The organism is Caenispirillum salinarum, from assembly GCF_044803115.1.
Lineage (GTDB): Bacteria > Pseudomonadota > Alphaproteobacteria > Rhodospirillales > Rhodospirillaceae > Caenispirillum > Caenispirillum salinarum_A.
On sequence record NZ_CP085224.1, the window covers coordinates 3,570,001 to 3,583,863 of the forward strand.

Below are 13,863 nucleotides of genomic sequence, written 5' to 3' on the forward strand. Positions count from 1 at the left end.
TCAACCTCTTTTTTCTCTTTTCTCCCCGCCGCTTCACCAGGACCCGAAGGCCGCCGGCTCCGCCGCGGAAGGCCGGGTTTCTATCGAACCGCCCGGACCCTGTCAACCCGAATTTTTGGCTGACCTGCCAAACCGCGACGCCCCCTAGAGGACGACGACGCCAAACCGGGACCTCTTTTGAGAGGCCGTTCCGTGTTCGGCTGGTCTGGAACTCGACAGGCTGAATTCGCCGCGTCGGTGGACCGATATCTAGGCCTTGCTCATGAAAGTGTCAACAACAAAAAACCATGCTGTCACAAACGGCGGCTGCACCTTTGCGCGACGCCCGCGGCCGACGCGCCGTTTCGTGCTCCACCGAAGCAAAGGCGGAACGTCCGGGAAACGCCGCATTTCCTGCCGGGAAACGCCGTGAAACACGTTGACACTGCAGCGCCCCATGGGCATCGTTGAGCGCAGAAACCGGCCGCTCAAACAGGCCGGACCTCAGAGAGAGCAGAGAGTAGAGGAGCAGACGCATGAAACGGTCGCGACACGCCCGTCGCGCAACCGCCTCTTTGGCTGTTGCGGGGGTCTCGGCCCTGGCCATGGTGGTCCTTCTCGGCTGGCCCGGCCCGTCTCCCTCCAAGGCGACCCCGCAGGCGCCCGTCGCCGCCGCGGCGGACGCACCGGGAGAGACCGGCGGTGCCACGCTTGTGAAGGCGAGCGTCAATCAGCCCCAGAAGCTGGCATTCGCACCGGTCGCGCCGCCCAAGCCCCCTGCCCCGCCCATCACCGAACAGACGCTCAAGATCAAGAGCGGCGACACTCTGATGGCGGTGCTGGTCAACGCCGGCGTCAACCGCACCGAGGCCCACAACTCCATCGAGGCGCTCCGCGAGGTCTGGGACCCGCGCAAGCTGCGCCCCGGCGACGAGATCACGGTCACCTTCGATGCGGCGGCCGCGCAGGGCGGCGAAGTGTTCAAGGGCTTTTCCTTTGAGCCGCAGCCGGCCCTGCGCGTGGGTGCTGTGCGCGACACCGACGGCGCCTTCGCCCCCGCCGAGGAGAAGGCGCCCGTCCTGACCCAGGCTTACCGTGCCGAGGGCACCATCACGGCCAGCCTGTTCCAGAACGGCGTCGAGGCCGGTGTGCCGGTTGCTGTGCTGGTCGAGCTGATCAAGGCCTATTCCTACGACGTCGACTTCCAGCGCGACATTCAGCCTGGTGACAGTTTCGAGGTCATGTTCGAGCGCGAGAGCACCGAAGACGGCCGCACCGTGCGCGAGGGCGACGTGCACTACGCTGCGCTTACGCTGTCGGGCCGGCGCTACGAGATCTACCGCTACGAAGACACCACCGGCGACGTCGACTACTACGACGCCAAGGGCCACAGCGTGCGCAAGGCGCTGCTGCGTACGCCCATCAACGGCGCGCGGCTGTCGTCGGGCTTTGGCATGCGGCGGCACCCGGTTCTGGGCTACAGCAAGATGCACAAGGGCAGCGACTTCGCCGCCCCCACCGGCACGCCCATCTACGCCGCCGGCGACGGCGTCATCGCCAAGAGCGGGCCGTTCTCCAGCTACGGAAACTACGTGCGCATCCGCCACAACAGCGAATACGACACCGCCTACGCCCACATGCACCGAATCGCCAAGGGCATGACCCCCGGCAAGCGCGTGAAGCAGGGCGACGTCATCGGCTACGTCGGCTCCACGGGCCGCTCCACCGGTCCGCACCTCCACTACGAAATCCTCAAGAACGGCAAGCAGGTGAACCCCCAGAAGGTGCGCTTCCCCACGGGTCGCATCCTTGAGGGCACGGAGCTGGCCCGGTTCAAGGAGACCATGGGCGAAACCCGCTCCGTCTATGCCTCTCTGCCCAGCGCCACAGAGGTGGCCGCGGCGAAGTAACGCATTCCAAAAAACCCGCAAAAGGCCCGGACCTCATCGGAGGCCGGGCCTTTTTTGCGGCTGCTGCCGCATAGGCAGGTGAGTGTGGCGGACCGTCCTTGGGCATGCGACCGCGCCTCGACCTCCCGAGCGGTCGGCCCGCACCAGGCGCCATCGGGTTCTTCCCGGCGTCCGCCGGCGGGGACGGATCACCCCACCGAAAGAGTGGCGGTCCGGGGACCTCGGCCTCCGGCGGGGGGTCTGGGGCGGGCCGACGCGCGGACATACGAAAGGGGCCCCGATGACATCGGAGCCCCTTGTCGCATCATGGTCATGCGGCCGTCAGGCCACGGCCTCGCGGCGGTCGTCGCTGCCGGCTTCGTCCCCGCCGCCCTCGTCGGAACCCGACGTCTTCTTGCGGGCCGGAGCGCGGCGGCGGCGCGGCGCGGGGGCCTCGCCACCATCCTCGGCGGCGGCGCCTTCGGCCTTGTCGGCGGCCTTCCGCGTGCGGCGGGCGCGGGCGGGCTTGGCCGGAGCGTCGGCGTCCTCGCCGCCGGACGCAGCCTGCGGAGCCTCTTCGCCGCCGGGCGGCTGGCCTTCGGCGTCGGCGGGCTTGCGGCGCGTGCGAGCACGACGCGGCTTGGCCGGGCGGTCCTCGCCCTGGCCCTGATTGGTGTCGCCACCGCTTTCAGGCTGCTGCGCCTGCGGCTGATGCGGAGCCGGCTGCTCGTCACGAGCCTGACCGTTTCCGCCATCGGACTGCTGGCCGCGCGGGTGCTGATCCCGACCATTGCCGCCGTGCTGCTGGTTGGGCTGGTGCTGCAGAGCGGCCTCTTCTTCGTAATCGAAGAGGTCGTCCAGCGGCGTCTGGTCATGCGCCGGCGTCGGCGGCACATGGGCGCCGCTGCCCTGCTGCTGGATCCGGTTGGACAGCGCGCCGTTGACGTTGGCGATGCGGAAATAGTGTTCCGCATGCTGATAGAAGTTCTCGGCCAGGATGCGGTCGCCGGAAGACGCCGCGTCTCGTGCCATGGCCAAGTACTTTTCCATCACCTGCTGCGCCGTTCCGCGCACGCGCTGGCCGGCACAGTTGCTGTCAAAGGTCTGGTTGCGAACCGGTCCCCTGTTGCCCTTCGGCGCGCCACCGCGGCGAGGGCGCTTGTTGTTCGAGCCTTGCTTCATGACTCCAGACAATTCTTGCGGTTGAGAAACCGTCTCCCCGAGACGACGGCGACCTTTGGCCGCGGCCGGTCAGACACCGACCCGGGTGAAGTATCGGGGAATCGAAGTGCACGATTGCCGACAATGACCGTTCGGCCGTTGCAGAGACCGTGGCGGCTTATCCTTCCGGCCAATCAGTTCGGCTGGAGATCCTGGAGCGCCAAGCCCCGGTGCGACAAGTTGTCGTGCTTGGAAACCAACGTATTCGGAGCGTCGCGGGTTTCCAACCCCTTTTTGAGGGAATCGCGAAACTTTTTTATTCGTTGGTCGCCCTTACGCACCGTGCGATCCCGGTCAGGTCCCGTCTGACATCGGTCACGCGCAGGTGAGCGTCTTCGAACAGGGTGGCGACGTCGTCCGCCTGCCCTGCCCCCACTTCCACGATCAGTGAGCCCGAAGACCTTAACAGTCGTGGAGCTTCCTTGGCAATAACCCGATACGGGTAAAGGCCGTCCGGCCCGCCTTTCAGCGCGGTGGGGGGATCATGCCGGGAAACCTCGGGATCAAGCCCGGGCACCTCGGCGTCCGGGATATAGGGAGGGTTGGAGACGATTGCATCAAATTTTCCGTCCACCGCCGCCGCCCAGTCGCCGCGCGCAAAGCGGGCGCGGTCCGCCAGCCCAAGGCGGCGGGCGTTTTCGGCCGCCAGCGCCACGGCGCCCGGCGCGATGTCAACGCCCAGGCCAGCGGCGTTGGGCCGGTCGCCAAGGATGGAAAGCAGGATACAGCCGGTCCCGGTGCCGAGGTCGAGCACGCTGTAGTGCCCTTGAGCCTCGGGCAGGGCCTCCAGCGCCAGTTCCACCACCGTTTCCGTGTCCGGGCGCGGATCGAGCGTCTCCGGCCCCACCAGGAACTCGTGGCGCCAGAACCCGCGCCGGCCGAGGATGCGGCTGACGGGCTCGCGATCAGCCCGGCGGGCGATGCGGGCGCGAAAGGCAGTTGCCGTCGCCGCGTCCACCGCCGCGTCGCCGCGCGTCAGAAGATCACCGGCCGCGCAGCCAAGCAGGTCGGCCAACAGCAGCCGGGCGTCGCGCCGCGCGCCCTCCACGCCCGCGGCGGAAAGCACGCCCGCCGCCTCGCGCAGCAGCGCGTCGACGGTATCCGTCATGCCAGTTCCGCCAGCTTCGCCGCGTTGTCCTCGGTGGTCAGGGCGTCCACAAGGTCGTCCAGTCCCTCGCCCTGCATGATCTTGTCGATCGCATAGAGGGTCAGGTTGATGCGGTGATCCGTGACGCGGCCCTGGGGGAAGTTGTAGGTACGGATGCGCTCCGACCGATCACCGGACCCCACCTGGCTGCGGCGGGCCTCGGCGCGCTCGTTCACGGCCTGCTCGCGCTGATGCTCGTACAGCTTGGCCATGAGCATTTTCAAGGCCTTGGCCTTGTTCTTGTGCTGGCTTTTTTCCTCCTGGCAGGCCGCGACCACGCCCGTGGGAACGTGGGTGATGCGCACGGCCGATTCGGTGGTGTTGACGTGCTGGCCGCCGGCGCCCTGGGAGCGGTAGGTGTCGATGCGCAGGTCCTTGTCCTCGATCTGGACGTCGACGTCCTGCGCCTCGGGCAGCACCGCCACGGTAGCCGCCGAGGTGTGGATGCGGCCGCCGCCTTCGGTTTCGGGCACGCGCTGGACGCGATGGACGCCGGACTCGTACTTCAGCCGCGCGAAGACGTCGCGGCCGGAGACCATGGCGACCACCTCCTTCACGCCGCCCAGGTCCGTCTCGTTGAGGTCCATGACCTCCACCTTCCAGCCCTTCAGCGCGGCGTAGCGCTCGTACATGCGGAACAGTTCGCCGGCGAACAGCGCCGCCTCGTCGCCGCCGGTGCCGGCGCGCACTTCCAGGATGGCGTTGCGCGAATCCGCTTCGTCCTTGGGCACCAGCAGAAGCTTGACGGCGTGCTCCAGCTCCGGCACCCGTTCGCGCAGGTCCGCCGCCTCCTCCTGCGCCAGGTCGCGCATTTCGGGGTCGGAGGCCATGGCCTCGGCCTCTTCCAGATCGGACCGCGCCTTGCGCAGCTCGGCGATGGCCTCCACCACGGGGGTCAGATCGCTGATTTCCTTGGACATGCGGGCGATGGCGTCGCCCTTGTCCTCGGTGGCGAGCAGGGCCTGAAGCTCGTCGTAGCGCGCCACGACGCGGCCCAGTTTCTCGTCCAGGTTCACCGGTCACTCTCCTTGTCGTCATGCAGCGCGAACAGCCGGCGGAGCAGAACCTCCGCCGCGCGCCGTGCATCCTCGTCGCCACCTTCCGCAACATCCCGCAAGAAACGGGAGGGCTCGTGCAGCAGGCGGTTCACCAGAAGCCGTGTCGCCTTGTCGGCATCGCCGCCGGCCGCCGCCAGGGCTTCCGCTCGCAGGGCGTCCGCGTGGTCGCGCAGGGCCGTGATGGCGGGGGCGGCGTCGCGCGCGGCCCGGCGCTTCAGGAACGCGGCCACCTCCTGCCCCACCACGTCCCACGCCGCGCGGGCCGCCGCCTCGCGCCCGGCCCGGCCGGACAGGGCGATGTGCTCCAGGTCGTCCAGGTCATAGAGGAAGGCGTTTTCCTCACGGTTCACGGCGGGTTCGATATCGCCGGGAATGCCTGCGTCCACCAGGAAGATAGGGCGCTGGCGCCGCTTGCGCAGGGCGTCGCGCACCTGTTCCAGCGTGATGGCATAGGTGCGCCCGCCGACCGCCGTCACCACCACGTCGGACGCGCGCAGGGCCTCGGGCAGGCGGTCGAAGGGCATGGCGTGGGCGTCGATGCGCCGGGCCAGCCCTTCCGCCAGGGTGTCACGCGGAGCGGTGACGGTCAGCCGAATGAGGCCGGCGGCCTGGAAGGCTTCCGCCATCAGCTCCGCCATGTCGCCGGTGCCGACGATGAGGCCGCGCGTGCGGTCCAGGTCGCCATGCAGGTCCCGCGCCGTCTGGACCGCCGACGACGCGACGGACACCGGCCCCTGGGCGATGGCTGTTTCCGAGCGCACCCGCTTGGCGCAGGCAAAGGCGCCCTGCACCACGGCTTCCAGCTCCGCCCCCGCCATGCCGGCGTCGCGTGCCAGCCGCCACGCCGCCTTCACCTGGCCGAGCACATGCGGCTCGCCGATGATCTGGCTGTCCAGGCTGGCGGCGACGGCGAAACCGTGGTGGACGGCGTCCTCGCCGGTCAGCGTATAGATCTGCCCCGCCGCATCCGCCGGGTCCATCCCCGCCAGTTCCGCCAGCACGCGCGTGAGCGCCGCGCCGCAGGCGCCGGGGTCGGCATCCACGGCCATGACCTCCACCCGGTCGCAGGTGGACAGAAGCATGGCCTGGGTCAGGCCGCAGCGGTCGCGCAGCAGGGCGAGGACACCGGGCACGGCGGCGTCCTCCACGAACAGGGCGTCGCGGAGCGCAAGGCTGCTGGAGCGATGGTTGGCGCCGACCACCACCAGCCGGCTGACCGCCGTGTCGGTCATGGGCGCAATCCCGCCCCGGCCCCGCTAGCGGAACCGGCCGAGCGCCGCCTCCAGGTCGCCGAGCGGAACCGGGGTCTGCTCGCCGCTGTCCAGGTCGCGCACCAGGGCCTCGCCCTTGGCCAGTTCGTCCTCGCCGAGGATGACGGCGGCGCGGGCGCCCACCTTGTTGGCGCGCTGCATGCGCTTTTTCATGTTGCCGGTGTAGCCCATGTCCACCGTGAACTCGGCGCGGCGCAGGTCGTCGGCCAGCGTCAGCGCGCGGGCCTCGGCCTGTTCGCCCAGCGGCACGATGGCGATGGGGCGGGCGAAGGGCTCCACGTCCTCCACCAGCAGGGCCAGGCGCTCGACACCCGCCGCCCAGCCGATGCCGGGGGTCGGCGGGCCGCCCATGGTCTTGATGAGGCCATCATAGCGGCCGCCGGCCAGGACCGTGCCCTGGGCGCCGAGTTCGGTGGTGGTGAACTCGAACGCCGTGTGGCTGTAGTAGTCCAGGCCGCGCACCAGGCGGGTGTTGTGGACGTAGTCGATGCCCAGTTGGTCCAGGCCCTTCAGCACCGTGTCGAAGAAGGTGCGGGAGTGCTCGTTCAGGTAGTCGGTGAAGACCGGGGCGTCCCTGACGATCTCCCGGTCGGCCTCGTCCTTGCTGTCGAGCACGCGCAAGGGGTTGCGCTCCAGCCGCGCCTTGCTGTCCTCGGACAGGCGGTCCATGTGGCCGCGCAGGTAGTCCACCAGCGCGGTGCGGTAGGCCTCGCGGCTTTCCTGGTCGCCGAGGGTGTTGATTTCCAGCGTGACGCGGCCTTTCAGGCCCAGGGCATCCAGGAAGCGGGCGCCCAGCGCGATGACCTCCACGTCCGCCAGCGGCGCCTCGACGCCCAGAAGCTCCACGCCCACCTGGTGGAACTGGCGCTGGCGGCCCTTCTGCGGCCGCTCGTAGCGGAACATGGGGCCGCGGTAGAAGACCTTCAGCGGCAGGGACTGCTGCAACCCGTTGGAGATGAAGGCGCGGGCGACGCCAGCCGTGCCCTCGGGACGCAGCGTGATGCCCTCTCCGCCGCGATCCTCGAAGGTGTACATCTCCTTGGTCACGACGTCCGAGGTGTCGCCCAGCGTGCGGGCGAAGACCTCGGTGAACTCGAAGATGGGCGTCGCGACCTCGGCATAGCCGAACCGCTCGGCGACCAGCCGGCAGCGTTCCTCCACCGCGCGATGTCGCCGGCACTGCTCCGGCAGAAGGTCATGGGTGCCGCGAACAGGTTGCAGGGTCGCCACTTGAGTGCCTCGTGTGTCTTTGCGGAAGTCGATGGAACTGAAGGTGATCCGGTTACCGGATAGCTACGGCATATGACGCCCGCGCGCAACCGCGAGCGCGCAGGCGGTTGGGTTGAGGAGGCCGTTTGCGGGTGGGCCGGCGCCGGCCGCCCGGCTTCCACTTCGCAACACGGCGGGGGCGGTCACCGTTTTTCAAGACGGATTTCACAGCCGAAGGATATCTTCATGGCCATCAATACGAGCGAGCCCGACCTTGCCCACGTCTCACGACAAGCTGTCCGCGAGAACAGCGGATGGTTCATCGGTATCGGCGCCTTGTGGGTCATTCTCGGCGCACTGGCGATCGTCGCTCCGTTGGCGGCCGGGATTGCGCTCAACCTGGTTCTCGGCGTCGTGTTCCTGATCGGCGGCGGCGCGCAACTGGTGCAGGCCTTCCGCGTCAAGGGCTGGAAGGGCACCAGCTACTACATGGTGGGCGCCCTTCTGGCACTGGCCTTGGGCGTCATCCTGCTGGTCTTCCCCGGTCAGGGTCTGGCGGCGCTGACGCTGGTGCTGGCGGCGTTCTTCCTGGTCAACGGCATCGTCAAGCTTGCCGCCGGCGCGCGCTACCGCGACATCGAGGGCTGGGGCTGGCTGATGGTCAGCGGCGTCCTCAGCCTGATCATCGGCGTCCTGATCTTTGTCGGCTGGCCGGCGTCCGCCCTGTGGGCGGTGGGCATCCTGGTGGGGATCGAACTGATCTTTGCCGGCATCTGGATGATCGCGGCGGGCTCTGCCGCACGCGGAGCCGTCAAATGACAGCGGCAACGCCGGGAAAGCCCGGCGATTTCACCGAACAAGCGTTTCCGGAAACGGATCGACCCGGCGGCATGCCGGGTCGATTTGCCTGACATCCCGATGCGAGGCCCGCCCCCTACTCCGCCGCCGGGGCGTCGGCCTTCCCGGCCTCTTCCGCCTTGGCCGCCTCGATCTCGGCGGCCTTCTGTTCCACCATGCCCACCAGGTGCTCCACCATCGTCTCGTCATTGATGGTGTGGTCCTTCACGCCCGAGACGTAGACCATGTGGCTGCCCGAACCGCCGCCGGTCAGGCCGATGTCGGTCTCGCGGGCCTCGCCGGGGCCGTTGACCACGCAGCCGATGATGGACAGCGTCATGGGCGTGGCGATGTGGGCAAGGCGTTCCTCCAGCGTCTCGACCGTCTTGATGACGTCGAAGCCCTGGCGCGCGCAGGACGGGCACGAGATCACCCGCACGCCCCGGTGCCGCAGCCCCAGGCTTTTCAGGATCTCGAAGCCGACCTTGATTTCCTCCACCGGATCGGCCGACAGGCTGACGCGGATGGTGTCGCCGATGCCGGCCCACAGCAGGTTGCCCATGCCGACCGCGCTCTTGACCGTGCCGCCGCGCAGGCCGCCGGCCTCGGTGATGCCCAGGTGGAGCGGGTAGTCGCAGGCTTCCGCCAGTTGCATGTAGGCGGCGACGGCCAGGAAGACGTCCGACGCCTTCACGGAAATCTTGAACTCGTGGAAGTCGTTGTCCTGCAGCACGGCCATGTGGCGCTGGGCGCTGGCGACCATGGCTTCCGGGCAGGGCTCGCCGTACTGCTCCAGCAGGTCGCGCTCCAGGGACCCCGCGTTGACGCCGATGCGGATGGAGCAGCCGTTGGCCTTGGCGGCGCGCACCACCTCGCGCACCCGGTCCTCCGACCCGATGTTGCCGGGGTTGATGCGCAGGCAGGCCGCACCCGCCTCGGCGGCTTCCAGCGCGCGCTTGTAGTGGAAGTGGATGTCGGCCACCAGCGGCACGTTGGACTGGCGCACGATGTCCTTGAAGGCGGCCGTCGAGTCCTCGTCGGGACAGGAGACGCGGACGATGTCCGCCCCGGCCTCTTCCAGCCGGCGGATCTGGTCCAGGGTGCCGGCGACGTCCGTCGTCTTGGTGTTGGTCATGGACTGGACCGAGATGGGCGCATCACCCCCCACGGGCACTGAGCCGACCATGATCTGGCGGCTCGGGCGGCGAAGGATTTGGCGATACGGACGGACGCTGCTCATGAAAACCCCACTGGATGGTGGTCACCGACGGCCGACGCGCCGCCTCCACCGCCGAAAATGGGCGTGAAGCGCGGCGCGGGCAAGGCCGTCATGGTCTCTTAACGCATGGGACGCCCAAGGGCGATCCCTCTGATGGATCAGTTGGACAACAGCGCGTCCGGTGCGAGGCGGATGCCCCGGCGCACTTCGCCCTGGTCGCCCAGCGGCGGCAGGGTCCGACCGTCGACCACGATGCGCAGGCCTCCGGCGTTGCCGACCATCAGGGTCAGGCCGCGACGGTCGGGCACCTGAAAGCGCTCGCCCTCGCGCAGAAGGCGGGTGGCGATCAGTTCCTCGCCGGCGCGCACCTGAATCCAGCTGTCCTGGGTGGCGGCCAGCACCACGCGGGTGGACCCGGCAGGCGCGCCATAGACCGCCCCGTCCAGCGCGGCGACAGGCTCGGGCAGATCGGGCGCGGCGGGAACGGCGGCCATTTGCTGCTCCTCCGCGACCGGCGCGGGCTCGGGCTCGGGCGCAGAAGTCTCCTCCGTCGCCGGCGCGGGGGCAGCGGCGGCCTCCGTCTCCGGCTCGGCGGCCGGCTCCGGCGCAGGCTCGGCGGCACTGGCCGGCTCCTCGGCCGGCGGCGGCTGGGGAACCGTGGGCTCCGACGGCGGGGCGACGGCCACCTGGCGCTCCTCGGGCACGCGCTCGACAGAACCCGGCGCGACAGGCTCCGCCGCAGCGTCCGGCGCCTCGGGCGCGGCCGCAGGCGACGGACCGGTGGCGTCGGCGGTTTCGGGGTTTTCGGCGGCGGGCGCCGGGTCGGCGGGTACCGAGGCCGCCGGCGGCGGCTCGACCGTCGGCGCCCCGGCCGGCGCCGGGTCCACCACCGGAGCCGGCTCGACGGCCGCCACCGCAGGCGCGTTCGGGGCCGCGTCCGCTGCGGGGTCAGCCGGCGCCGGGTCCGGCGCAGCGGCGGGGTCGGACGCCGGGGCCGGGGCCGGCGGTTCGGCACCGGTCAGCATGCGGTCGGCCGACTGTGCCAGAGCCTCCACCACGGCCGCACCTTCCTCGCCGGCCTCGGGCGCGGCGGCCAGCAGATCGTTGAAACGCTCCGGTACTTCCTGGATCAGTTCGGCGACGGTCCGGTCCGCGCTGGACATCCAGTACCAGCCGCCGTAGATGCCCGCGCCCAGCAGGGCGGCGATCAGCAGCATTGCGCCGGTGGGGATGCCGCCTTCGTTCACCGGGGTCGGGAACTCCAGGTCGGCCTTGCGCGGAACGATGGATGTCTCGGCCTTGTAGCGGCGCACGATCTCCTCGCCGTCCAGGCCCAGGTAGTCGGCGTAGGCGCGGACGAAGCCGACGGCATAGGTGGGGCCCGGCAGGTCCTGGTTGCGGCCGTCCTCGATGGCCTGAAGGAAGGCCAGGCGGATGCGCAGGGCCTCCGCGACATGAGGAAGATCCACGCCGTGGCTGGCGCGGGTCATGCGCAGCAGCTGTCCGACGGACTCGCGCGGCGCCGGCTCGGCGGAAGGCATGTTGTCTGCGTGCACCAAGGCGCAATCGTCCCGAAGAAGAGAAGCGTGCCCCGGACCCCCGCGACTTGCCCGCATGTCTCTGCCGGCAAAGACGCATTAAGCCCGGAGGGGTGGATTTCAAGCTACCAAATCGCCGCGACCCTTAGCAATACACAGCCGCACTATCCTCAGGACAATACGACGCCGTGGTCCTGAGCGAAGAAACGCAGCTTTTCGCGCACGCTGTGGTCCGGCAGGTCCATCAGGTCGCGAATGTAATCTTCGACCTGTCCCACATGCATGCTGCGCAGCATCATCTTGACCGGGCCGATGCCGCCGGCGGTCATGGACAGCGTGCGCACCCCCAGCGCCACCATCGCCATGGCCTCCAGCGGACGGCCGGCCATTTCGCCGCAGATCGACAGCGGCACGCCGGCCGCGCGGCACTGCCGCGCAATCTGGTCGACGGCACACAGCACCGCCGGCGACAGCACGTCGTAGCGATCGGACACCTTGGGATTGCCGCGGTCGGTGGCGTAGAGGAACTGCACCAGGTCGTTGGACCCCAGCGACACGAAGTCGACCCGCTTGAGCAGTTGCGGCAGCTGCCAGATCAGCGCCGGAACCTCCAGCATGGTGCCGACCTTCACATGGCTGGGCAGCGCCTCGGGCCCGTGCAGCTTTTCCTCGCGCGCCAGCTCCATGTCCAGCACCGCCCGGGCGGCGGTCAGTTCCGCGACCTCGCTCACCATGGGGAACATCACCCGCAGCTCGCGCCCCGCCGCCGCGCGGATCAGCGCCCGCAGCTGGGAGCGCAGGATGGCCGGGCGGTCCAGGGAAATGCGGATGGAGCGCCAGCCCAGCGCCGGGTTGTCCTCGGGCTGGCCGTGCCAGTAGGGCAGCACCTTGTCCGAGCCGACGTCCAGGGTGCGGAACACCACGGGCCGATCGCCGCAGGCGTCCTGGATACGGGCATACAGCCCGGCCTGATCCTCCACGTTGGGCAGGCTGGCCCGCGACATGAAGGGAACCTCGGTGCGGTAGAGGCCGATGCCCTCCGCGCCCGTCTCCACCACGTTCGGCAGATCCATGAGCAGCCCGGCGTTCAGCATCAGGCTGACCTTGACGCCATCGCGCGAGACCGACGGTTCGTCGCGCAGAGCGGTATAGGCGGCAAGCTTGCGGCGGCGGGCCTTCAGGCTTTTTTCGAATGCCTCGCGCACGTCGTCGCCGGGGCGGATGAAGACCTGGCCGTGATCGCCGTCGATGATGACGGGATCATGGGGCTCAATCTTGGTCAGCACGCCGGGCACCCGCGCCACCACCGGCACCCCGAGCGCGCGGGCGATGATGACCGCGTGCATGGTGCGCGAGCCTTCCTCCATGACCAGTCCGCGCAACTTGTCGCGGTCGTAGTCCAGAAGCTCCGTCGGGCCCAGGTTGCGGCACAGCAGAATGGCGTCGTCGGGCAGCGCCCCGCGCGAAGACAGCTGCTCCGCCCCCACCAGGTGCGCCAGCAGGCGGTTGGCCAGGTCTTCCAGGTCGTGCAGGCGGTCGCGGATGTAGGGATCGGTGACGTGCGACATGCGCACGCGGGTGTCGTCGTGAACCTTCTGCACCGCCGCCTCGGCGGTCAGGCCCGAGTTGATGGCCTCGGTGATGCGGCCGATCCAGCCCGCATCCTCGGCGAACATGCGATAGGTTTCCAGCACGTCGCGGAAGTCGCCGAAGGCCTCGCCGGCGTGCTGAACGGTATCGTCGTCCAGCATCCCGTCCACCTCGGCGCGCAGCGTGTTGAGCGCCTCCTTCAGGCGGACGTGCTCGACATCGGGGTCCTCGGCGACCAGACGGCCGATGCGCACCTGCGGCTGGTGCATCACCGCCACGCCGATGCCAACCCCGCCGTTGAGCCCCATGCCTTCCAGGCGCAGGGGCAGGAGCGCGTTGCCGTCCACCGGCAGCAATTCCTGCCGGTTGACCATCTGCGCCACGGTCAGAAGCTCCGCCAGCACCATGGCGACGGTCTCCAGGATCTCGACGGCTTCTTCCGTGTAGGTGCGTTCCTCGCGGTTCTGCACCACCAGGACGCCGACCACGCGGCCGCCGCGCAGGATGGGCACGCCCATCAGCGAGTGGTACAGCTCCTCGCCCGTTTCCGGGCGGTAGGCGAAGGCGGGGTGCGACCAGGCATCCGCCAGGGCCAGCGGCCGGGCGTGCGCCGCGATCTCGCCGACCAGACCCTCGCCGACGCGCAGCCGGGTGTTGTGGACGGCGGACTGAAGCAGGCCATGCGTGGCGAACAGTTCCAACACCTCGCCGGCCCGCATGACGTAGCACGAGCAGACCTCGGCTTCGTAGCCCTCGGCGATGAGGGAGACCACCTTGTCCAGGCGCTCCTGCGGCGCGCCCTGGCCGGCCATGACGTCGCGCAGACGTCCCAGCAGCCGGCGCGGGGCGCTGGTGGTGTCGATCGCGTCGGCTTTGCGGCCGGAGCCGTCACGGACGTGCATGTG

The 13,863-nt window shown here is 69.4% G+C and carries 10 protein-coding genes; 2 read left to right on the top strand and 8 right to left on the bottom strand.

The genetic code is table 11. The annotated features are described in order from the left end of the window. Positions 1-515: 515 nt before the first annotated feature. On the top strand, positions 516-1,889 hold the full coding sequence (locus LG334_RS16360) for a peptidoglycan DD-metalloendopeptidase family protein (RefSeq protein ID WP_404379668.1): 1,374 nt from the start codon (positions 516-518) through the stop codon (positions 1,887-1,889). 321 nt (positions 1,890-2,210) lie between these two features. On the opposite strand, the gene LG334_RS16365 is transcribed toward LG334_RS16360, so the two are convergent. From LG334_RS16365 to hisS, 5 genes are all read right to left on the bottom strand, one after another. Continuing rightward, positions 2,211-3,050 carry a DUF4167 domain-containing protein gene (locus LG334_RS16365; protein WP_404379670.1) on the bottom strand — a complete coding sequence of 280 codons (840 nt, stop codon included), beginning with the start codon at positions 3,048-3,050 and terminating at the stop codon, positions 2,211-2,213. A 295-nt stretch (positions 3,051-3,345) separates the two neighbouring features. Beyond that, positions 3,346-4,197 (bottom strand): peptide chain release factor N(5)-glutamine methyltransferase, encoded by an 852-nt coding sequence (gene prmC, locus LG334_RS16370; RefSeq protein ID WP_404379672.1) that lies wholly within the window; start codon positions 4,195-4,197, stop codon positions 3,346-3,348. Then, entirely contained in the window at positions 4,194-5,252 is a 1,059-nt protein-coding gene (gene prfA, locus LG334_RS16375) for a peptide chain release factor 1 (protein WP_404379674.1), read from the bottom strand. The genes prmC and prfA overlap by 4 nt, the downstream gene beginning before the upstream one ends. Next, positions 5,249-6,526 carry a glutamyl-tRNA reductase gene (gene hemA / locus LG334_RS16380; RefSeq protein ID WP_404379676.1) on the bottom strand — a complete coding sequence of 426 codons (1,278 nt, stop codon included), beginning with the start codon at positions 6,524-6,526 and terminating at the stop codon, positions 5,249-5,251. Before hemA ends, prfA begins: the two co-directional genes overlap by 4 nt. Before the next feature lie 24 nt (positions 6,527-6,550). Then, the gene (gene hisS / locus LG334_RS16385; protein ID WP_404379678.1) at positions 6,551-7,795 is read right to left on the bottom strand and encodes a histidine--tRNA ligase; all 1,245 of its coding nucleotides are present in this window, start codon (positions 7,793-7,795) and stop codon (positions 6,551-6,553) included. A gap of 225 nt (positions 7,796-8,020) precedes the next feature. On the opposite strand from hisS, the gene LG334_RS16390 reads away from it, so the two are divergent. Continuing rightward, the gene (locus tag LG334_RS16390; RefSeq protein ID WP_404379680.1) at positions 8,021-8,593 is read left to right on the top strand and encodes an HdeD family acid-resistance protein; all 573 of its coding nucleotides are present in this window, start codon (positions 8,021-8,023) and stop codon (positions 8,591-8,593) included. Positions 8,594-8,708: 115 nt separating this feature from the next. Here LG334_RS16390 and ispG read toward each other — a convergent pair whose 3' ends face one another. The 3 genes from ispG to ptsP all read right to left on the bottom strand — a co-directional run bounded on the left by ispG (position 8,709) and on the right by ptsP (position 13,860). Next, on the bottom strand, positions 8,709-9,851 hold the full coding sequence (gene ispG, locus LG334_RS16395; RefSeq protein WP_404379681.1) for a flavodoxin-dependent (E)-4-hydroxy-3-methylbut-2-enyl-diphosphate synthase: 1,143 nt from the start codon (positions 9,849-9,851) through the stop codon (positions 8,709-8,711). A 137-nt stretch (positions 9,852-9,988) separates the two neighbouring features. Next, complete coding sequence (locus LG334_RS16400) at positions 9,989-11,386, bottom strand: helix-turn-helix domain-containing protein (RefSeq protein WP_404386400.1); 1,398 nt, start codon at positions 11,384-11,386, stop codon at positions 9,989-9,991. Between the two features lie 152 nt (positions 11,387-11,538). Beyond that, positions 11,539-13,860, bottom strand: coding sequence for a phosphoenolpyruvate--protein phosphotransferase (gene ptsP, locus LG334_RS16405; RefSeq protein WP_404379683.1), 2,322 nt, complete (start codon positions 13,858-13,860; stop codon positions 11,539-11,541). Positions 13,861-13,863 lie beyond the last annotated feature (3 nt).